Annotated in this window: 13 protein-coding genes and 1 tRNA gene; 10 read left to right on the top strand and 4 right to left on the bottom strand. The window is 63.3% G+C overall.

The window, feature by feature from the left end; genetic code table 11:
• The first annotated feature begins 197 nt into the window (after positions 1 to 197).
• Positions 198 to 6584: a GAF domain-containing protein gene (locus VAE54_RS01650; protein ID WP_322800188.1), complete on the top strand. Its 6387-nt coding sequence runs from the start codon at positions 198 to 200 to the stop codon at positions 6582 to 6584.
• Between the two features lie 80 nt (positions 6585 to 6664).
• Positions 6665 to 7756 (top strand): adenosine deaminase, encoded by a 1092-nt coding sequence (add, locus tag VAE54_RS01645; protein WP_322800187.1) that lies wholly within the window; start codon positions 6665 to 6667, stop codon positions 7754 to 7756.
• A 136-nt stretch (positions 7757 to 7892) separates the two neighbouring features.
• Here add and VAE54_RS01640 read toward each other — a convergent pair whose 3' ends face one another.
• On the bottom strand, positions 7893 to 11126 hold the full coding sequence (locus VAE54_RS01640) for an ATP-binding protein (RefSeq protein ID WP_322800186.1): 3234 nt from the start codon (positions 11124 to 11126) through the stop codon (positions 7893 to 7895).
• Positions 11127 to 11406: 280 nt separating this feature from the next.
• Here VAE54_RS01640 and VAE54_RS01635 point away from each other — a divergent pair, with 280 nt between their 5' ends.
• The 3 genes from VAE54_RS01635 to VAE54_RS01625 all read left to right on the top strand — a co-directional run bounded on the left by VAE54_RS01635 (position 11407) and on the right by VAE54_RS01625 (position 13525).
• Positions 11407 to 11769 carry a hypothetical protein gene (locus tag VAE54_RS01635; RefSeq protein WP_322800185.1) on the top strand — a complete coding sequence of 121 codons (363 nt, stop codon included), beginning with the start codon at positions 11407 to 11409 and terminating at the stop codon, positions 11767 to 11769.
• Positions 11770 to 11826: 57 nt separating this feature from the next.
• Positions 11827 to 12300: an RpiB/LacA/LacB family sugar-phosphate isomerase gene (locus tag VAE54_RS01630; RefSeq protein ID WP_322800184.1), complete on the top strand. Its 474-nt coding sequence runs from the start codon at positions 11827 to 11829 to the stop codon at positions 12298 to 12300.
• A gap of 82 nt (positions 12301 to 12382) precedes the next feature.
• Positions 12383 to 13525 carry a helix-hairpin-helix domain-containing protein gene (locus tag VAE54_RS01625; RefSeq protein WP_322800183.1) on the top strand — a complete coding sequence of 381 codons (1143 nt, stop codon included), beginning with the start codon at positions 12383 to 12385 and terminating at the stop codon, positions 13523 to 13525.
• 257 nt (positions 13526 to 13782) lie between these two features.
• Here VAE54_RS01625 and VAE54_RS01620 read toward each other — a convergent pair.
• The 3 genes from VAE54_RS01620 to VAE54_RS01610 form a co-directional block, all read right to left on the bottom strand.
• Positions 13783 to 13858, bottom strand: a tRNA-Asn gene (locus VAE54_RS01620).
• Between the two features lie 22 nt (positions 13859 to 13880).
• The gene (locus tag VAE54_RS01615) at positions 13881 to 14594 is read right to left on the bottom strand and encodes a Maf family protein (RefSeq protein ID WP_322800182.1); all 714 of its coding nucleotides are present in this window, start codon (positions 14592 to 14594) and stop codon (positions 13881 to 13883) included.
• Positions 14595 to 14677: 83 nt separating this feature from the next.
• Positions 14678 to 15820, bottom strand: a complete 1143-nt coding sequence (locus tag VAE54_RS01610) for a hypothetical protein (RefSeq protein ID WP_322800181.1) — start codon at positions 15818 to 15820, stop codon at positions 14678 to 14680.
• 191 nt (positions 15821 to 16011) lie between these two features.
• Between VAE54_RS01610 and VAE54_RS01605 the strand changes: the two genes are divergently transcribed.
• The 5 genes from VAE54_RS01605 (at position 16012) to VAE54_RS01585 (ending at position 20807) form a co-directional block, all read left to right on the top strand.
• Positions 16012 to 16923 (top strand): patatin-like phospholipase family protein, encoded by a 912-nt coding sequence (locus tag VAE54_RS01605; protein WP_322800180.1) that lies wholly within the window; start codon positions 16012 to 16014, stop codon positions 16921 to 16923.
• A gap of 19 nt (positions 16924 to 16942) precedes the next feature.
• Positions 16943 to 17611 (top strand): response regulator transcription factor, encoded by a 669-nt coding sequence (locus tag VAE54_RS01600; protein ID WP_322800179.1) that lies wholly within the window; start codon positions 16943 to 16945, stop codon positions 17609 to 17611.
• Positions 17612 to 18892 carry a hemolysin family protein gene (locus tag VAE54_RS01595; RefSeq protein WP_322800178.1) on the top strand — a complete coding sequence of 427 codons (1281 nt, stop codon included), beginning with the start codon at positions 17612 to 17614 and terminating at the stop codon, positions 18890 to 18892.
• Positions 18893 to 18985: 93 nt separating this feature from the next.
• Complete coding sequence (locus VAE54_RS01590) at positions 18986 to 19714, top strand: amino acid ABC transporter ATP-binding protein (protein WP_416223755.1); 729 nt, start codon at positions 18986 to 18988, stop codon at positions 19712 to 19714.
• Positions 19715 to 19916: 202 nt separating this feature from the next.
• A complete protein-coding gene (locus VAE54_RS01585; RefSeq protein ID WP_322800176.1) occupies positions 19917 to 20807 on the top strand; it encodes a transporter substrate-binding domain-containing protein in 891 nt (296 codons plus the stop codon).
• The last annotated feature ends 165 nt before the right edge of the window (positions 20808 to 20972 follow it).

Raw genomic sequence — 20972 nt, 5'->3', positions numbered from 1 at the left:
CCGGCAGGGAGAGGCTTTCGCCTCGATGATGAGTCGCCGGCGAAGCGGCTTCTGAGCTGAACGGGCCGGCGGGGGGAGAAGCGATTCCCCCACCTGGATCGAAGCCAAACAACGGATGTCCTGAGCGCTATGGAAAGGCCCCGGGGCTCCCGGGCCTGCTGGAGGGCGCGATCTGTATTTCGGATGAGGAGATGGGGATGGGCCGGCAAAAGAGGATTTCGGGCGCCTTCAGGGCTCGTCTGGACCTGCGCAGCGGTCGCTTCCTTCCGGATGAGCGGCTCGCTGCCCATCTCGAAGCGTGGCAGGAACGCCGGGGACCTCTCCGGGCGACCGAGTGCATCCTGAGAATCGCCCCCTCCTGGTCTGCTCTGGAAGAGGCGGCCCGAAAACGGGAGCCTCTCGCCGGATCTCTCTGGTTGACCCCCCGGGCTTTCCCATGTCGCTTTATCGCTACGATGGGGCGTTCCCCCCATATCCTTTGGCTTCATCTCGATCCCCTGATTCCGGTTGAGCATCTGGCTCAATGGGAGGCTCTCAGGGATCCGCTGTATGTGCTGGACCTGGAAGGGAGGGTCCTCTGGCTGAACGCCGCCGCCTCCGCTTTCTGGCAAATCCCGCGCGGGAATTTCCTGGAGCGTTCACTCTGGGACTGGATCGACCCGGCTCAACGGGGGGCGCTGGAGGAGGCGTGGCGCCGGCTCTTTAACGAGGGCCTTCCGGCGATCTGGGAGATCGTCCTCGGATCCCAGGAGCGCGGTCAGGCCCGCTGGCTGGCCACCCCGGGTCCCTCCTGGGGCGTGATCCGCCAGATCGCCTCGAGCGCGGAGGAGCGGCTTCAACGGGAGCTCTCCCAGACCCTGGGGATGCTGGCCGAGCTGGGCCATCACCTCCATGACCCCCAGGCGCTCATCTCCAGCGCCCTTCATTTGCTGATGGAAATATGGAAAGCCGATGTGGGAGCGGCTTATCAGGTTCATGGTCGGCGCATGGATTTGCTGGTCGGCTTCGGCCTGGATGAGGGGTTCGCGGCCCGATTCAGCCATCTGGAGATGGATGAGCCCACTTATATGGCCTTCCTGGCCCATCGCTACGCCTGGTATATCGAGGATACCCGGACAGCCTTGCTGGCGCCCATCACGCGGGGGATCGTGGAAGCGATCGGCGTTCGCACCCTGGTGATGCTCCCGTTAATCCATCAGGGAACTCCGATCGCTCTTCTGACCTTGGGTTACCGATGGCCCCGTCCAGCTTTCTCCATGGAACGCGATATGCTGACTCTGATCGCCAATCAGATCGCTATCGCCCTGGTGACCGCGAGGAGCTTGCAATCCACCCGGGCGGAGCTGGAGCGATATCACCAGGCGGTCGCTCAGGTTTCGGAAGCCGGTCGCGAGGTGGCTCAGATCACCGATGCAGAGGAGTGGCTGCGCCAGGCCCTGCGAATCATCCTGAAACTGGCCCGCGCGGAGACCGGGATCCTGCTCCTGCCCGTTGAGGCTTACTCTTCCCTTCCCGCAATCATTGCCGTCGGTTTAACGGACGAGCCTGGGGGATGGGTTCCTCATGCGGTGCAGCGGAATTTTCAGGTTTTGATGGGAACGCAGGGTTTTCACGGGGTCCTGTGGGACCATCTCCCGGATCCTCTGAAGGATCTGTTGCCGGCCTCCACCTTCGCCTCTGTCGATGGGATCCCGCTGCGCTTTGCGGGCCGCCCGCTGGGTCTGATGATCCTCGGACGAAGTCAGCCGATCTCGGGGAGGACGGAGGTGGAGGCGCGCCTTATGGAGGCCTTAAGCGGGCTGCTCGCCTCTACGATCTATGTCTTCCAGTTGCTGGAGCGATCCCGGCGGATGGCCCACGAGCTCTCCGCTTTCCAGGCGATGATCGGCCTGTCCGGTTTGATCCCCGATGTCTCTCGACTGGCTGAGGAAGCCCTGGAATGGCTATTGGAGGATCTGGGCCTGGAGGGAGGGTGGCTGCTTTTGCCGGAAGGCGAAGGGAAAGGATGGTATGTGAGGGGGCGCGATCCGGAAGCGGTGCGGACGCTGATGGCGCAGCTGCCTCCGGAGATACTGGACCAAGCGCTTCAGGCCGATCGAGTGCAGATCCACCGGTTGCCTGGGGCGGGATGGCCTGAGGGCATGCAGGCCCTGGTCCTGGCTCCGCTTCGGGCGCAGGATCGGACGATCGGCTTATTGGGCCTGGTCTCTTCACGCCCGGAGCAACTGGCCCCCTCCGAGCAGGCGTTCATCCTGGCGATCGCCGATCAGCTCGGGGCGATCCTGGAAACGGCTCGAATGAGCCAGCGGGAGCGCCGCCGAAGCCGGCTCATGGCCCGGCTGAGTCAGGCGATGGCGCAGCTGGCCCGCGAGATGGATCCGGAGGTCATCCTGGATCAGGCGGTCAGGACGGCTTGCGAGCTCTTCGATGCGGAGGGCTCCCAGATCTGGATCTGGGAGCCCTCCGGGCGGGATCTGGTTCTGCGCGCCACAACGGATCCCGAGCGATGCCCTCCCGGACGGCGTCTATCCCGGGAGCAGGGGAGCGCCCTTTTTGATGAGCCCCCGACGGGACCCCGCTTGCTGGCGAAGGATGGCGATGCGGGATGGTTCGGGGGGAGTTCGGAGGCCCAGGTATGGGGAGTGCCACTGCGGCATGGGGAGCGGTTTCTGGGTTACCTCACGCTCCTGGTCGATGCGGCAAGGGATTTTCGGGCAGAAGAACAGGAGGCCATGCAGCTCCTGGCCTTCCACGTGGCGGTTACCTTCCAGAATGCAATCCTCCATTGGGACACCCAGCGCCGGATCCGGGATCTGAGCGCGCTGGTCGTAGGAGCGGCCCTGGCGGCTTCCACGCTCAGCACGGAGGAGGTCCTCTGGCAGACATCCCGTCATCTGTCCGGTGTGCTCCAGGTCACCAACTGCACCATCTCGCTTCTGAACCCTTCGGGCGATGCCCTGGTGGTTTACGCGGATTACACTCCCCCGGAGCGGCTGGCGGAAGATCCCCATTTGCCGGAGATCGGCCGTCCTTATCCTCTGTCGGAATATCCAGCGACCGCACGCCTGTTGCAGGAGGGGGATTTCCTGATCGTCCGGATGGATGATCCGGAGGCCGATCCCCACGAGAAGGCGTGGATGCAGAGCTTCGGCTATCAGACATGTCTGATGCTTCCGCTCTGGGTGCGAGGTCGCGCGATCGGCCTGATCGAGCTCAGTGATACCCGGCTTCGCCATTTCACCGAGGAGGAAATCCAGCTGGCCCGGGCGCTGGCGGATCAGATCGGGGTGGCTCTGGCCAACACCATGCTGTATGAGGCCGCGCAGCGGCATGCCCGCCTGCAGGGAGCGTTGAGCCGGATCTCCCAGGCGTTGACTGCCACCTTGCGCTCCGGGGAAGTATTGGAGATCGCGGTGCGAATGGCCGTTGAGGAGATGATCGGCGAGGGGGCGGCGGTTTTCATAATGGGGCCGGACCCGGACCAGCTGGAGGTTGCGGCCTCGGCGGGCTGGCTATCCGAATACCTCAGGAAGGGCAGCGTCCGGCCGATGACAGGACCTCTCGCCCGGGCCCTTGTTCAGGATGCGACGGTGTGGATAACGGATGCCCTGAGGGATAAGGAGGATCTCTCTCTCCTACCTGAAGGAACCGATCCGATCCGCTCGATGATCGCAGTTCCTCTTCGCATAGAGGGCTCGATCATCGGCGTCCTCGCGTTTTTCTCTGTCCACCCTCATGCTTTCTTGCGTGAGGATGAGCCGATCTTTCGCTCGCTGGCCGATCACATCAGCCTGGCGCTCCATAACGCCCGGCTTTATGAAGAATCGCAGAAGCGGATCGCGGAACTCAGTGCCCTTCAGGAGATGGCCGCCCAGGTCACGTCCACGCTGGACCTCCATCAGGTGCTGGAGACAGCAGGACGGCACTTGATGGAGTATACCCGCGCGGATCGGGTATACATCCATTTGCTCGGCGAGAGCGGGGAGCGCTGGCGTTCCGGGATGACCCTCACGCGGGAAGGGGAGATTCTCCTCGAAGCACCCCGTCCGCGCCCGGAAGGGGTCACGGAGACCGTGGTCCGAACAGGACGCCCGTTGGTGATCCCAGACACATCCGCGCATCCGCTGTTCCATGACCCTGAGGCGCAGGCCTGGGGGATCGGGGCCATTGCGGCGTTCCCGCTCCGGCATGCAGGCCGGGTGATCGGCGCTCTGCACGTGGTGTTTGAATCCCCTCGTCTGTTCGGCGCGGATGAGCTCCGCTGGCTCAACACCATCGTCGATCAGATGGCGGTGGCGATTGCCAACGCCCGCCTGTATGAGGAGGCCATGAGCCGCCTGCGGGAGCTGGAAATCCTCCATCGGGCTTCCGCAATTGCTGTTCGCCTCACGGATTTCGATGCGCTGGTCCGTCAGATTCTCCGGTTGCTTCAGGAGGAGCCGGCCTTTGAGTTTGTCGCTCTCTTCCTGACGGATCCTGCTGACCCGAATTGGCTGGTGCGGTATCGAACAGGTGAGCGAGAGGAAGAAGCCCGGCGTGTCCATCGCCTGCGGTTGGGGGAGGGCGTGGTGGGACGCGCTGCGGCGACCCGATCCCCGGTGCGGGTGTCGGATGTCCAGGAGGATGAGGGATACCTGCCGCGGATCCCCCAGACCCGGGCGGAGCTGGCCGTTCCCCTTTTGCTGGGGGATCGCCTGATCGGCGTCCTGGATGTCCAGAGCTCCGAACCGGGGGCTTTTCGGGATGATCACGTCCGTCTGCTCAGCGCCCTTGCCGGGCAGCTGGCGATCGCCCTGGAGAACGCACGGCTCTTCCATCAGGTTCGTCGTCGCCTGAATGAGCTGAGCGTCCTCTACGAGGTGATCACGGCGGCGACGGCCACGCTGGATCCGGAGCGCGTGGTCCATCAGGCTCTCCTCGCCATCCAGCGAACGCTGGGCTTTGAAGCGGTGGAATGCCTGTTGCTGGAGGAGGAAACGGGCTGCCTCCGCAGCTTCGGGCATTACGGGTTCTCCGAGCAGGCGATCTCCGCTCCTCTCACGATCCATCAGGGGATCACCGGCCGGGTGGCCCGGACAGGGATCCCCGCTCTGGTCCCGGATGTCACGCAGGATCCGGATTATGTGGAGGCGGAACCTGGCACCCGCTCTGAGCTGGCCGTCCCGATGAAGATCGAGAACCGGGTCATCGGTGTGCTCAACGCTGAGAGCCCGCGCCTGAACGCGTTCACGGAGGAGGATCTGCGCCTGATGACCACCCTGGCGGGCCATCTGGCGGTGATCCTGGAAAACGCCCGCCTTTACCGCGAGACGGCCCAGCGTCTGCGAGAGGTCACCACGCTGTATGAGTTCGCCCGCCGCATGAGCACCACGCTGGATCTGGGGATCCTGCTGGATTCGGTGGTGATGACCCTGCGGGAGGTCCTTCATTGTCGGGCGGCGAATATCATGCTGTTCAATCCTCGCACGGAGCTGCTGGAGATCCGGGCCGCTGCCGGGGTCAAGGATCGCTGGCGGCAGGAGGCCCGCCTGCGGATCGGCGAGGGGATCGCCGGCCAGGTCGTCCAGCAGAAGCGCCCGATCTATGTCCCGGACACCCGGGAGGATCCCCGTTTCGTGGTGTTCGATCCCTCGGTCCGCTCGTTGCTGTGTGTCCCCCTGATGGTTGGCGATCGGGTGATCGGCGCTCTCTCGGTGGACCATGAGATCCCTAACGCCTTCCAGCCGGAGCATGAGCGTCTGCTGACCATCGTGGCCACGCAAGCGGCGGCTGCGATTGAGAACGCCCGTCTGTTCTACGAATTGAAGGCCCATGCGGAGGAGCTGCGTCGAGCCTACGAAGAGCTTCAGGAGGCGGATCGCCTGAAAGATGAAATCGTGCAGAACGTCTCTCATGAGCTGCGGACTCCCCTGACCTTCATCAAGGGGTATGTGGATCTCCTGCTGGACGGCTCGATGGGGCCGTTAACCGACGCGCAGCGAGAGGCGGTGGAGATCATCGCGGAGAAAACGAACCTGCTGAGCCGGCTGGTCGGCGATATCGTCACCCTCCAGCGGATCGAGCGAGGGACCCTCAACTTTGAGGCGGTGGATATCGCGGCCCTGGCCCGGATCTCTGTCCAAAACTTCCAGCTCACGGCCTCCCAGTCCGGCCTGGAGTTCGCCGTGGAGGATCCAGGGGGTCCGGTCATCGTCTGGGGGGATCGAGAGCGGCTCTCCCAGGTCCTGGATAACCTGCTGCATAATGCGGTGAAGTTCAGCCCGAATGGGGGGCGTATCACCGTTCGCGTTCAAGACGTGGATGATCATGCGCTCGTGTCCGTTCAGGACACGGGCATTGGGATCCCGCCGGATAAACTGGAGCGCATCTTCGAGCGGTTTTATCAGGTGGATGGATCCACCCGCCGGCGGTTCGGCGGGATGGGGTTGGGCCTGGCCATTGTCAAGCGGATTGTGGAAGCCCATGGCGGCCGGGTCTGGGCGGAGAGCGAGCTGGGGAAGGGGAGCACCTTCTATTTCACGATCCCCAAGCCGCCGACCGCGCCTTCCGATGAATTGCTGGAGTTTCTCTTCGGCGAATCGTAGGTCGTCCAGCGATGAATGCGATGCGAGGTCGCGAGGATAAGGGGTCAAGATCCCTGGAGGGATTTCCGGAGCGCGCACGGATGCGCCTGCGGCGTGGTCCAGTGGCGCATGTGTGGCGTTCCATGCTTCATCGCCTTCCCAAAGTCGATCTGCACCGGCATCTGGAAGGCTCCCTCCGCCTGAGCACCCTAATGGAGATCGCCCGTCGCCATTCGATCCCCCTGGAGCTACATCTGGGGACGGCGGAGCTGGAGCCCCTCATTCGGTTCACCGTTAGCGAGGCCGCGGATTTCCACCGCTTCCTTGCCCGTTTCCGACTTCTTCGTCTGTTTTACACCAGCGAGGAGGCCATCCGCCGAATGGCTTATGAAGCAGTCGCCGACGCCGCTCTGGATCATGTTCGCTATCTGGAGCTTCGTTTTAACCCCGCGGCGCTCGCCCAGGCTCAGGGTTTTCAGCTGGAGGAGGTTATTGAATGGGTTCTGGAGGGTGTGGAGCAGGCCCTGCATGAGTTCGACATTCAGGTGCGCATGATCCTGACCATTGTGCGGGGGGAAGATCCGGAGCTGGCCTGGCAGATCGCCCGTCTGGCCGTCGCCTATCGCTCCCGGGGAGTGGTGGCGCTGGATCTGGCGGGGGATGAGCTTCAGGCGTCCGCAAGGGATCTGGTCCCGATTTTCCGGTGGGCCCGGGAGCAGGGGCTTTTCCTGACCGTCCATGCGGGGGAAGTGGGCCCTCCGGCGAACATCCGCCACGCGATCCTGATCATGGGCGCTCACCGCATCGGCCATGGGATCCAGGCCATCCACGATGTCGAGGTCCTCCGATTGCTGCATGAGCGAAACATCCCTCTGGAGATCTGTCCGACCAGCAATTTGCAGACCGGTGCGGTTGCGGGTTTCCACTATCATCCCCTCCCGGATCTCTATCGGTTAGGCCTCAAGGTCACGCTGAACACAGATGATCCCAGCATCAGCGACACGACGCTGACCGATGAATATCTATTCGCTATGGCAGGTATGGGTTTGCAGTGGAAGGACCTGTTGCGGATCCTGGAGAACGCTGTGGAGGCGGCTTTTCTCGGCCCGGAGGAGCGTCAGGCCCTGGCCCAACGCCTCCGGAAGGAAATCCAGAGTATCGAGCAGAGCTGGCACCTGGGGGAAGGGAGGTGAATCCTGGGTTTTGGGGTCTGGGACTTGCGCCGTTCGGCCTCCATGTGGGAGACCATGGGTTTCAGGGCCAGGCCGTCTCAGGAAGCCCTCGAGGGGATCCCCTCGCGCCATCCCTGAACCGGACAGGCCGATGGGGTTACGCGCTGGCGGGGATTATGGTCATCGGGAGGGCGATGTAGAATGTGCTGCCCTGGCCCAGCTGGCTCTCCACCCAGACCCGTCCTCCGTGCCATTCCACGATGGATTTCACCAGCGCCAGCCCCAGGCCGCTTCCTTTCACATGGGCGGTCTCTTTACGGCGCACCCGGTAGAACTTCTCAAAGATCCGGGCCTGATCCGCTGGCGCAATACCAGGTCCTGTATCCCTCACCCAGACCACGACCTCGGCGTTCTGTTCGATCAGACCCAGGGAGATGCTCCCTCCTTCCGGAGTGTATTTGATGGCATTGTCGACCAGGTTTGTGATCGCCCGGCGCAGCCACATCGGGTCTCCTTTCACGATCCCGTGCCCGTGGATCTCCATGGTCATCCGCAGCCCTCGGGCCATCGCATGAGGACGCATTTCATGGAAAACATCGCGGATCAGGTCGCTCAGGCGACAGATCCCTCGCTGGCCGATCCCCTCCTCAATCCGCTTCAGATCCATTAGATCCTCGATGAGCCGCGTCATCTGATCGATCCCGCTCATAATCTTCTCCACATACTCCTGCTGGCGAGAGGTCAGGGGTCCGGCCATGCCCAGCATCGTGACGAAGCCTCGCATATACGTGAGGGGAGAGCGCAGGTCGTGGGAGACAGCGGCGATGAAGTCAGACTTCAACTGATCCAGCGCTTTGAAAGGCGTGATGTCCCGCACAAACAGCAACCGGCCGATCTCCCGACCGTCCTCCAGGCGCAGATCGTAGCGCCCCGCCCAGAACGCCCGACCATCGGGCCGTCGGAATTCCCGGCTCCGGATCTGCCCGGGGGGGATCGGTTCATCCAGCAGCTCGCGCAGCTCCCCATCCTTCAGGAACGAAGCCACGGGTTGGCCCAGCGCCCGGGAGGCTGGAAGGCCCAGGAAACGCTCTGCGGTGGGGTTCAGGTAAAGCAGATCCCCATGCCGATCGATGAGTATCAGCACATCTGGACTGCTTTCCAGGACAGCCCGGAGCCGTTCGCGTTCGGCTAAAGCCGCCTCCTGCAGACGGGCCCGGGCAATAAATACCGCCGCCTGGCTGAGGATCAAGCGGGTCAGTTGTTGTTCCGCCATAGTCACCCGCCGGGGTTGCGGGAAGGCGATCCAGGCGACCCCCACGAGATCCTCCCCCCAGTAAACCGGGAGGATCCCCAGCGCCCGCCCCCGGTCTTCCTGCCGGAAGATCGGGGGGAGTTCCGGATGGCGAAGCACGTGCTCGACCCAGAGGGGTTCTCTTCGCTCCTGACCCAGCTTCCAGCAGGCCTCATCGAGCGGCCCCGGATTCCCTTCGCCGGTCGCGGTGAACACCCGCAGATCCCCATGAGACCCGGAGATGAGAATGCGGGCGCCCGCGGATGGAACCGCTTGCTCCAGCGACCGCGCGACCTCGGGCAGACCATGCGCCAGATCGAGGGTCTCCACCAGTCGCCGATTCAGTTCCAGCAACAGAGAGAGATCGGTCAGCCGGGCTCGTAAAGCATGGCGCATGCGTTCCATGGTTTCCGCCAGGTATCCGATCTCATCCGGGGCATCGCTCGGGATGGGCTTCTCCAACTCTCCTTCCGCCATGCGCCCTGCGGCGGCGGCCAGTTTCGCCAGCCGTTTCGCCGCATGCCCGCTCAGAGCATTCAGGAGCAGCGCGCCGATCGCGCTGAATCCCCCCAGGAGGACCCCCGTAGGCAGGATCCGCTCAAGGGCTCGCTGGATCCGCGAGGATCGGGGGTAACGGATAACGGCCCACCAGTCCGTTCCTGGAACCCGGCGAAGGTGGAGCTCGGTAACGGCCCCTGTGGGGGACCGCTGGGCGATGTCGAGAGGTCCGGGAAGGGAGGATGTGGGGAGCGGGAAGACGTCCAGCACGCGCTGGGGGTCCGGGTGCAGCAGAATCTGCCCCTGGCGGTCGATGAGGAATCCCTCGCTGGCCGGCAGGCCCCCCCTCAGAGAGGCCAGGGCCTCCTGGAGAGCCGGGTGCTCCGTAATCCGCACCCGTCCGATCAGGAAGCCGGTGGGGGGATCTCCCTCCAGCGGCGCTACGAAAGATAGGCCCGGTGTGCCATCTGGAAGGCGATGGATTTCGGTGTGGATCACGGCACGAGCCGCACGGCTCTGGGCGATCGCTGCGCGTTCGAAGGTCGAGAGCCCCCATGCCGGCTCTCCCGCCGGATAGGCGGCCAGGATCTCCCCCTCGGTTCCAACCAGCAGGACCGCATGGTAAATCGGCCCGGTTTGAACGAAGCGCTGAAGGATGGAGGCAACGACCGGAGAAGCCTCGCCTCGGGGGATGCCCAGGGCAGCCAGATCAGCCAGAAGGGTTTCCCCGGTATGCAGAAAATATGCGATCTGCTCGCCCGTACGGCTGACACCCTGGTTGATCGCTTGCGCCTGCTCCTTATCCGCCTGGCGGATGGCGATAGCGGTCAGGAACAGAAAGAGGGTCAGGACCATGGCGACGATCCAGCTCGAGAAGAAGAACAGGAAGCGCCCCTGGATCTGCCGGGCATAAGGTGGCCATTGGGGAGGCCTGGAAGGGGAAAAGATCCGGGGCCATCGGAGATGGAGCCCCTGGGCGATCAGCCCGCAGATCAAAGCGCTTGCCCACGAGGGGAGCGCGATGGCCGTGATCAGAGTCCAGATCCCATCCAGGGCCTCCGGCCATGAAGCGTAAAAGCTACCCCAGGAAACAGATTGCAGAAACACCCATGCGATCCAGCCCGCTATGGCGGCTGTTAGCGGTTGATGCAGGATGCGGAAGAAGCGCCCCACGTAATTCTGGGAGAGCAACCCGCCGATCAGCGCCGCGTCCAGCGCGATAATCCAGGGGAGGTGCAGGAAACGGCCATCGCCTATCCATCCGATGACAGCACCCATCATCAGCCCGACCAGCGCCAGCGCGCCCGGCCGAAGCCGTCCGCCCCAGATCAAATAAGGAAGCCAGAGCAGGACCGGAAAGCCGACCCGGAAGGGAAGGCCCGGGAATTCCCAAGTGAGCACAGGGGTCAGACCGGTCAGGAGGGCCAGAAGCAGGAAGCCCCCCACTTCGGCGAGGCGGAGTTCCCTCCAGGCGCGGAGATCGTGGGGTCGTCTGAGCCATAAACCGAAAAGGGCCAGGAACCCGACGATCGTCCACCCCCATCCCCACAGGGAGCCGGGCCCTGTCAGATTGCCTGGGAAGCTCCAGAGCTCCAGCCGCATGAGGCCGCTCCCCCTTCCGGCGATCCCTCCCTCATCGTTCCCGCTGGCAATCTTAACCTGGATTGCGATTTCAGGGGAAACGAGCGATCCGCCCGGTGAGATCGCGGCTTTATCCGCGGGGAGGGGTCCCCTTCCCCGTTTCGGGGAGGGTGTGCCGAGGCGGTGGGTGCCCCCCGCCCTCTCCGCTCTCAAACCATACCGTTTGCCTCGCCCCATCGTTTTCCAGAGCCTGCGGAGTATAATGAAAGCGAATTTGAGCGAGGGAAAGGAGAGGGATCCGGTGTTTCCATTTCCTCGAGTAAGGGATCAACTGCAGCCCTATCGTCACCGGTCGCCGGTGATCGTCGCCCTGGAACCGAAGCCCGAACCGGAGCGCCTCCAGTGGTGGGAGGCGGCCCATCAACCGGTCGCCGAATCCGGAGCAACCCTGATCCTTATCGCTCCTGCGACGGTGACCTCTGATCGCGTGATCTGCTTCGGGGATCCCAGGCTGCTCCCTTCAGCGCTGGAAAGCCCGGAGGTGTGGATTCTGGATGCCTATCTGGAGCCCCGGGCCTGTCTGGATGCCTCGCGCCTGGATCCAGGCCTGCTGGGTCGGATGCTGGCCTGGGTGGAGGGGATTCAGCACGAATGCCCGGAGTGAGGCGCGCCGGAATGGCCCGGTGGGCCGGAGTCCTTTGCCTGAAAGGAGGGGTTGGCCATGCGCATCGTCGTTGGAAGCGATGAGCGCACCCACGTGACGGATGTCGTCCTGGAGGAGTTGCGGCGGCGGGGGTTCGAGGTGGAGCCGGTCGGCCCCCTCGCCGGCGTCCAGCAATCCTGGTCTGAGGTGGCCCGGATTGTGGCGGAGAAGGTCGCGCGGGGAGAGGCGGATGAGGGGATTCTGTTCTGCTGGACGGGGACCGGGGTGAGCATCGCCGCCAACAAGGTCCCGGGGATCCGGGCCGCCCTCTGCGAGGACGCTGAGACCGCTCGAGGGGCTCGCCTCTGGAACAACGCCAATGTGCTCTGTATGAGTTTGCGCCGGACTTCCGAGGCGATCGCCCGGGAGATCCTGGACGCCTGGTTCAACACCCGTTATATCCCGAACCCGGAAGATGAGGCCTGCTTGGCTCAGGTTGCGGAGATCGAGCGGACTTACTGGAAGACCTCTGAGCCCATTACCACCGGGTGATTCCTGGAGGCCTTTTGGGCCTCTCCGACCGGGCTTTTCAATTCTTCCTATGGTCCATTGGGCCACAAGAACAGGAGTTCCCGTGGATCTCGAGACGAAGCTGGCTCTCCTGACCCAGGCGGCGATCTGGGAACCGGCGGAGGAGACGGATCCCTCCGGGCGGCCCCGGCTGCCGCTGATGGATTGTATTTATGAGGCGCGGGCTCATGGCCGTCCTGTCCGCCTTCTGAAAGTTCTGTTAACCTCCGCGTGCGAACGGGATTGTTTCTACTGTCCGTTCCGGGCGGGCCGGTCCTTCCGCCGCGCCACTTTCCAGCCGGACGAACTGGCTCGCGCCTTCTACGCGATGCATCAGCGGGGGCTGGTGGATGGGTTGTTCCTGAGCTCCGGGATCCTGGGGGGAGGAGTGCGGACTCAGGATCGGTTGCTCGCGGTCGCGGAGCTGCTCCGGCAGCGCTATGGCTACCAGGGCTACCTTCATCTTAAGCTAATGCCTGGTGCGGAGCCGGATCAGGTGAGGGCGGCCATGCGCTGGGCGGACCGGGTGTCCATCAATCTGGAAGCCCCCAACCCGGAGCGGCTGTCCCGTCTGGCGCCTCACAAGGCCTTTATGGCGGAGCTGGAAAGGCCGCTCTATATCGCCGGGCGGATCCGTCGGGAAGAACCTCTCACGCTCGCCTGGTCCGGGCGCCGACCATCGTTGACCACCCAGCTGGTCGTGGGGGCGGCGGGGGAGAGCGATCGGGAGATCCTGGAAACCACGGCGCGGCTGCATCGGGAGATCGGCTTAGCTCGTGTCTACTATTCCCCCTTCCAGCCGGTGCCCGACACGCCGCTGGAGGATCTCCCGCCAACCCCGCCGTTGCGCGCCCAGCGCCTCTATCAGGCGGAATGGTTGTTGCGGGTTTATGGCTTTCGATTGGAGGAGCTACCCTTCGATGAGAACGGGAACCTGCCCCTTGCGGAGGATCCGAAGCAGGCGTGGGCACGTCGAGCGCTGGCAGACTGTCCGGTGGAAATCAACCGGGCCTCTTACGAGGAACTGATACGGATCCCCGGGATCGGCCCGAAAACCGCGCGGGCGATCCTGCGAGCCCGGCGAGAGGGTCGCTTAACTCGACCCGAGGATCTGGCGGCCCTCGGGGTTTTTACGAAGCGGGCGGCCCCTTTCATCACCCTCAACGGGCGGCGGCTTCCTCAAACCCCTCCGCAGCCGATGCGCTAACATCGATCAGGGATCAGAGCAATCTCGCATCCGCCCGCAATTCGGGCAACGGAGTTTACAGTGGATTTCCTCTATGGGAAATCCACAAATCTCGCACCGGCAGTCCTCGAGGAAGAGATCGGTTGCGGAAGAATTCTCCGGAAGGAGCGGGGTTTCCGCAAACATTTATACCTCCTCGCACCCTCCATGCCGGGATGGTCCCCTCGCGCTCCTGCGGCGCAAGCCTTAAAAACAAAAGGCCGCCCAGCGGCGGCCCCTGGCTCCCCGGGGAGGACTCGAACCTCCAACCCGCCGGTTAACAGCCGGCTGCTCTGCCTGTTGAGCTACCGGGGAAGGTCATTAAAATTATAAAAGATCAGCGGGAGCGCGTCAAGGAGCCTCCAGGCCCCTCATGGTTTTTCGATCGACGATTTTCTTCCCCCGCCAGGATGTCCGGGTAAACGCTGCAGGCGTGCCCCAGGGTGGATTGACATCGTGTGGGCAGGTCCTCCGGCGGAGACCATCCCCAGCGGCGCAGGGCCCGGGCGAGGTGACAGAGCGGCAATCCCACCACCGCTGCATAGCAGCCTTCCACCCTCCGGGCGGGTTGAAAACCCAGATGCTGGATCGCGTAAGCGCCGGCTTTATCAAGGGGATCCCCCGTAGCCAGATACGCCTCGATCTCTTCATCGGTGTAGGAGCGCATCCAGACCTGGGTGGTGGCCACTTCCAGAAGAAGCTCATCTTGCCATGGGTGGTAAAGCGCAACAGCCGTATGCACGTGATGGGGGCGTCCGCGCAGAGCTTGAAGCATCGCCCGCGCCTCCTCCACCCCCTCCGGCTTGCCCAGGATCGCCCCGTTCAGATCCACCACGGTATCTGCCGCCAGGACCAGAGCATCAGGGGCGAGCCGCGCCCCCGCGGCGGCTTTGGCGAGGGCCAGACGGGCCGCGCAGGCTGCCGGGTCCTCATGCGGCGCTGGGGTCTCATCGATCGAAACCGGCAGGAGCTCCACCGGGTGTCCGAGGAGCTGGATCAATGTGCGGCGCCGCGGCGAAGCCGAAGCCAGAACCCATCGCTCAGGGAGCATCTCACGATCCCTTTCAACTCATCAGGAATTGGTGGGGTGGGGCCGCGCATGGGGTTGAAGCCGATCGAACCCAAGGGATGTTTTTAAGGGTTGGGATGGGCTCGGAGGTAATCTGCAAACATCTCACGAAAAGGCTCCACCATGATCTCATAGGACGCTTGGTCTTCGTAAGCCCCGGCAATGTAGATCGTTGCCCCAATCACATAGTCATCCTTTTGGAGCTCTTCATCATACCACCACAGCTGGCGCAGGTAGAAGAAGTGGGGGTTCCCATGCCCTTGTTGTTCCCAGTAGCTCATGTAGTTCCGCCAGCCCCGGCTGGGAGGCCCCTGGAAGGTCGGGATATCATCGATCCCCAGCTCGGTGATCACGATCGGGATTTGATAAGCGGGCGGCACCATATAGCGATATGCCTTTCGATAGCGCAGGGTGAACCATCCCTCTCCGATCTGATGATCCACCCCTGCATCCAGAGTGGGCGAAGCGTATTCGTGAAGCGCCAGGATCCCGCCCAGCTGTTTGGCGACCTGGAGGGCGGGGAGGAAATCGACCCACAGCTCCAGATCCGGCGAGCCGTTCGGGAAGTTCCCGATGGCGCACTTCAGGCCTCGCTGGGCCATCAGTCTCATCCGCTCGATCTCAAACTGCGCGAAGAGGCGCATCACCTCGTGATTGTGGGGCCGCGGCTCATTGTGGCCTTCCCAGTAATCGATATGCGGGTTCGCCAGATATTTGTCCATAAACTGGTTGACATACCACTCGGCGGCCGCCCGCATATCCGTGCGCCCATCCCGGATATGCTCCCCGAAATCGAAGTTATGGGTGATCCGGCCGATCAGGATCGTGTTGGGGGATCCCGCTTTGATCTCCGGTGCCCGGCCGAAATCGTCGATGATCTTCGCCACGCGCATCCGGGTGTTCACGATCAGGTTAACGATATGGACATCCCGGAACCACTGGACAACGATCCCCAGCTTGCTGGGGCGTGGGAACATCGGCCAGGGCGTCTTGGTCGGCGTGGGCGCGGGCGTCGGCGAAGCGGGCACCGGCGTGTCGGTCGAGGTCGGCGTGATGGAAGGCGATGGGCTGGGGGTGAGGCTGGGGGAGGGGGTCGGGAAAGGGGTCGGGGTGGGGAGCTGGAGCGCACGGGCGCAGGCCCCAGCCGCCATGCCCAACCCGATCCAGCCCATCTGTTTCAAAAGCCTCCGACGGGTCCAGCGAGACATGGATGCCTACCCTCCTTTTCCTGCCTCACTTTTATTCGGTCCTCAAATTATAATAGGTCTACGAGGTTAAGCTGGAACGGGAAAAGCTGGATTTTTCCTCCCCGGGGCGATGGGGGGAGGGGCAGAGCGTCTTCGGCGCTCCACCGGGCCTCCCACGCCCTTCCAGAGCAACAGGCGGATGAGGACCCGTTATGCCGAAGAACGCCCTGATGCGCTGGGGCATCCGGCGTCCGCATCGGCTGGGGATCGCGTTGAGCGGTGGAGGGGCGCGGGGATTCGCGCATATCCGGGTGCTTCGGGTGCTGATTGAGGCGGGCTGGCGGCCCGAGATCGTCACCGGCACCAGCGCGGGCGGGATCGTGGGGGGATTGTTCGCCGCAGGACTTTCGCCGGAAGCGATCGAGGCGCTGGCCCGTCGGATCGGATGGCGGATGTTCATGCGACTGGACCCGAACGGGAACGCCCTGGTTGGAACGGACCGCTGGGCTCGCTTCCTGCGGGAAGCCGTGGGAGATGTCCGGATTGAAGATCTTCCTGTTCGCTTTGCGGCCGTGGCTGTGGATCTGGATACCGGGGAGGAAATCTGGATCGATCGGGGCCCGCTGGTGGAGGCCATGCTGGCCACCAGCGCGTTTCCCGGCGTCTTCCCACCGGTCTGGTGGGAGGGGCGACGTCTGGTTGATGGGGGGGTGCTGAATCCTCTGCCCGTGGATGTCGCTCGGGCGCTGGGGGCCACCTTTGTGATTGGGGTGGATCTATCGTGGGTGGAACATGGGCGGACGGATCGCCGTTTCCCGGAGGAGCTGCCTGGCCCCTTGCTGATCCGATGGTTGATCCGCCGGGCGCGCTGGAGTCGGACCCTGGAGGTCGTATTCTGTTCTGTGGGAATCATGGCGCGATGGATCACGGAGTCCCGCCTGGCGCAGGCGCCGCCCGATGGCTTGATCCGTGTGCCCACCGGGGATATCCCGGTGTTTGCTCTGGATCGGGCGCCGGAGATCCTGGAGCGGGGAGAGCGGGCCGCGCGGGCTGCTCTCGCCGGGTTGGAGCAGGCCATAGCCCGTCCGCGCTGGCTGCGTCGGCTTCTACCTCAAGGCGCATGAATTCGGGAGGGGATTGGGAATGCGGACGGTACGGATCATGATTGTCGATGACCATGAGGTGGTGCGCGTGGGTTTGCGGGCACTGCTGGAGCGGCGGCCGGACTTCCGGGTGGTGGCGGAGGCCGGATCGGCTGATGAGGCTGTTCAGAAAGCGATGGATCACCGGCCGGATGTGATCGTGATGGATATCCGCCTACGCGGTGGAAGCGGCATCGAAGCCACCCGTAGGATCGTCGAGGCGCTTCCGGAAACCCGGGTGATCATGCTGACCTCCTATGCGGAGGATGAGCTGCTTCTCGAGTCGATTGAGGCGGGAGCTTCCGGTTATGTGCTGAAACAAATCGGCAGCGATGAGCTGATCACGGCCATCGAACGCGTGGCCCGAGGGGAAGCCCTGATCGATCCTTCGATGACACCTCATCTGCTTCGACATGTGCGGGCGGCACGGCGCAGCGCCATGGCATCCGCCTTTAAGGATCTGACTGAACAGGAGCTGCGGGTGCTGGCCCTAATCGCCGAAGGAAAGACGAACCGCGAGATCGCCCAAACGCTCTTTCTCAGCGAGGGGACGGTGCGGAACTATGTGAGCAGCATCCTCAGCAAGCTCGGGCTATCGAACCGCGCGGAGGCGGCTGCCTACGCCGTGGAGCACAATATCAAGGCTTACCTGGATGAGGGGCTGGGTTAAATGGAAGGAAGGAGCGCCTGGATCCTCGGATTGGTCGTGCTGGCCGGCCTGATGCTGCGGGCCTGGATCACGGCCTCGGAGGCCGCGATCCTGGCCCTTCCAGAGGAAAAACGCCGGGCATGGGCTGAGGAGGGGCGCTGGCTGGCGGCATGGCTGCAGCGGCTGGCCGAGGATAGCGCGATCCGGTTGCAAAGCCTGCGGCTGGGGCTTCTCTTTCTGGACCTCGCGGTGGCCGGTTGGGGGACCTTCTGGATTTTCCATCGTTCAGGGCCTTCCCTGTGGATGCCCCTTTTCTGGCTGATCCTCGCCTGGCTTCTGCATGGCCCATGGGAATACTGGCCGCGAGCCATAGGCCAGCGCTGTGCTGAAGCGCTGGCCATCCCGGGCGCCCTGACCCTGATGCCGTTGCGATGGCTGACGGGCCCGTTGCGCTATCTCGCCCGGCGCGCAGGGCCCCGGATCGAAGGGCGAGCGATCCCGGTCATCGATGAGGCCGAACTTCGCACCCTGGTGGATGCCGGAGAGGAAGGGGGAGCGATTGAGGCCACGGAGAAAGAAATGATCGTCTCGATCTTCGAGCTCCATGATACCGTCGTTGGGGAGATCATGGTCCCCCGACCTGATATGGTCGCGATCCCCGTGACGGCCTCTCTCTCCGAAGCGCTCAATGTGATCCTCCAGGCGGGTTACTCCCGCATCCCGGTGTATGAGGGCACCATCGACCATGTCGTTGGTGTGCTGTATGCGAAGGACCTCCTTCGCCTGATGCGAGATGGAATCCGGGAAGCATCGCTGAAAGAGCTATTGCGCCCGCCTTACTTCGTCCCTGAAGGCAAACGCATTGTGGATCTCCTTCGGGAAATGCAGCAGCATAAGGTTCACATGGCAATCGTCGTCGACGAATACGGGGGGGTGGCTGGCTTGGTGACCATCGAGGACATTCTGGAAGAGATTGTGGGCGAGATTCAGGACGAATTCGACCGCTCGGAGGAACCCCTGGTGTTGCCCATCGATGCGCACACCTATCTTTTCGATGGGCGGGTGGACCTGGATGAGATCCAGGAGTTGTTGGGGGTGACCTTATCGTCGGAAGGGGCGGACACCCTCGCCGGGTATGTCTATGAACGCCTGGGGCGCATTCCGGCGGCAGGAGAAACCTTTACGGACGAGGGGCTGGAGTTCCGGGTGGAGGAGGTCATCGGCCGTCGCATCCGCAAGATCCGGATCCGCCGGCTGGAGCCCCAGGCTCATGAGATCAATGAGAGCCCATCTCACCCTTGATCATCGGGACGCGTGTTGGAGATCCATGGCCTCGCCCGAGGGATGGCTTTTTCCAAATTCGAGATGGAGAAGCGGATCATGGGAGGACGGCCGATCATCTCGTTCCGAAAGGTCAATAAGTGGTTTGGGAGCCTTCACGTTCTGCGAGACATCACCCTGGATATTTATGAAGGGGAAGTCGTGGTGATCTTCGGCCCCAGCGGGGGCGGGAAGAGCACGCTCATCCGCACGATCAACCGGCTGGAGCCCATTGACTCCGGAGAGCTGTGGGTGGATGGTATCCCCGTTCATGATCCGAAGATCAACGTCAACCGGCTCCGCCAGGAGATCGGCATGGTCTTCCAGCAATTCAATCTCTTCCCGCATCTGACGGTGCTGGAGAACATCATCCTGGGGCCCGTGCATGTGAAGAAAGTGCCGCGGGCCGAGGCGGAACGGCTGGCGATGCAGCTGCTGGAGCGGGTGGGGATCCCGGAGAAGGCCCATGCCTACCCGGCTCAGCTCTCCGGCGGCCAGCAGCAGCGTGTGGCCATCGCCCGGGGTCTGGCGATGCGACCGAAGATCATGCTGTTCGACGAGCCGACCAGCGCCCTGGATCCCGAGATGATCAAAGAGGTGCTGGATGTGATGGAGGACCTGGCCCGCGAGGGGATGACCATGGTGGTGGTCACCCATGAGATGGGCTTCGCCCGCCACGTGGCGGATCGCATGGTGTTCCTGGAGGGCGGGCGGATCGTGGAGATCGGGACGCCGGACGAGATCTTCGAGAACCCCAAACATGAGCGCACCCGTGTCTTCTTGAGCCAGGTCCTTCGCCACTGAGGCCCTGCTCGATTTTCTCCTCATCCCGGTCCGAAAGGCCGTGGGGAGCGGGCTTACAGGGGGAGCCCGTTCCTTAACAGGAAACGACGTTCTGGGAGAGCGGGCGAACGGAGAAGCGGCCCATCCCCTTCATCCGCGGGGCATCGGGGATGCCTCGCCCCATCCACCTGTTTCGGATTTTTATTTTTTAAGGAGGTGACCCATGCGCTCTGGGCTCTCTCGATGGTTATGGATCGGATGGATCCTGGCGCTGCTGCTGGCGGCCTGTCAGGCGCCAAGCGGCGCCCCGCCAGCGCGAAAAGGACGTGCCCCGCTGGCCCCCGAAGGAACCCTCCTGCGCAAGATCCAGGATCGCGGCAAGCTCATCTGTGGCACGAAATACGATATCCCCACCTTCGGTTATCTGAATCCCAAGACCAATCAGGTCGAGGGTTTCGATGTGGAGATCTGCCGGGCAGTCGCTGAATATATCTTCGGAGATCCCAATGCTGTGGAGATCAAAGAAGCCATCTCCAAGAACCGCATTCCCTTCCTCAAAGAAGGGGTGGTCGATATCGTCGCCTCCACGATGACCATTAACGAAGAGCGCCTGAAGGAGATCGATTTCTCCATCGTTTATTACGTTGCTGGACAATCTCTCCTGGTCCCCAAGAACAGCCCCATCAACGGCCTGCAGGATCTCAAGGGCAAGCGGGTGGGCACGGTGAAGGGCTCCACCTCCGAGAAGAACATCCGCGCCATTTCCGATCGGCAGGGCCTGAACATCGAGGTGGTGCTCTTCGATACCTACTCGGAAGCGGTCGCGGCCATGGACGCTGGCCGGGTGGATGCAGTGACCACTGACGATATCATCCTCTACGGTTTTGTGCGTCAGGAGCCTGACAAATGGAAGGTCGTGGGGGGCCGGTTCACCGTGGAGCCTTACGGCGTCGGGGTCAAGAAGGGCGAGAAGGAGCTGCTCGAAGTCGTCAATACCGTGATCAAGGAGTTGAAGGCCTCCGGCCGCTGGAAGGAGATCTACAAGAAGTGGATCCCCAGCGATACAGTGCCTGAGCCCCCGCCCGACGATTGGCGGGCGGTGAGCCAGCCCTGATCGCTCGCATCGGTGAGGGGAAGCGGAAGGCATGGCGGGCGGATTTGCCGCCCGCCATGCCTCTTGCCTTTCCCTGGGGGGCCAGCCGATATCCCATTCCAGGAGCCCTGTTCCGTCGATGAGCACAGCGGACGTCTGGCACTATCTGCTCCTGGGCCTATGGAC

The organism is Thermoflexus sp. (assembly GCF_034432235.1).
In the GTDB taxonomy this organism is placed as follows: Bacteria; Chloroflexota; Anaerolineae; order Thermoflexales; family Thermoflexaceae; genus Thermoflexus.
Note: the sequence above shows the minus strand (reverse complement) of the source record. Positions and strands in the feature narration are given on the sequence as shown.

Excerpts from the sequence above, each read along its gene's own strand:
- VAE54_RS01650 (WP_322800188.1), top strand. The coding sequence starts at position 198 with ATGGGCCGGCAAAAGAGGATTTCGGGCGCCTTCAGGGCTCGTCTGGAC.
- add (WP_322800187.1), top strand. The coding sequence starts at position 6,665 with ATGCGCCTGCGGCGTGGTCCAGTGGCGCATGTGTGGCGTTCCATGCTT.
- VAE54_RS01640 (WP_322800186.1), bottom strand. The coding sequence starts at position 11,126 with ATGCGGCTGGAGCTCTGGAGCTTCCCAGGCAATCTGACAGGGCCCGGC.
- VAE54_RS01630 (WP_322800184.1), top strand. The coding sequence starts at position 11,827 with ATGCGCATCGTCGTTGGAAGCGATGAGCGCACCCACGTGACGGATGTC.
- VAE54_RS01615 (WP_322800182.1), bottom strand. The coding sequence starts at position 14,594 with ATGCTCCCTGAGCGATGGGTTCTGGCTTCGGCTTCGCCGCGGCGCCGC.
- VAE54_RS01610 (WP_322800181.1), bottom strand. The coding sequence starts at position 15,820 with ATGTCTCGCTGGACCCGTCGGAGGCTTTTGAAACAGATGGGCTGGATC.
- VAE54_RS01605 (WP_322800180.1), top strand. The coding sequence starts at position 16,012 with ATGCCGAAGAACGCCCTGATGCGCTGGGGCATCCGGCGTCCGCATCGG.
- VAE54_RS01600 (WP_322800179.1), top strand. The coding sequence starts at position 16,943 with ATGCGGACGGTACGGATCATGATTGTCGATGACCATGAGGTGGTGCGC.
- VAE54_RS01595 (WP_322800178.1), top strand. The coding sequence starts at position 17,612 with ATGGAAGGAAGGAGCGCCTGGATCCTCGGATTGGTCGTGCTGGCCGGC.
- VAE54_RS01585 (WP_322800176.1), top strand. The coding sequence starts at position 19,917 with ATGCGCTCTGGGCTCTCTCGATGGTTATGGATCGGATGGATCCTGGCG.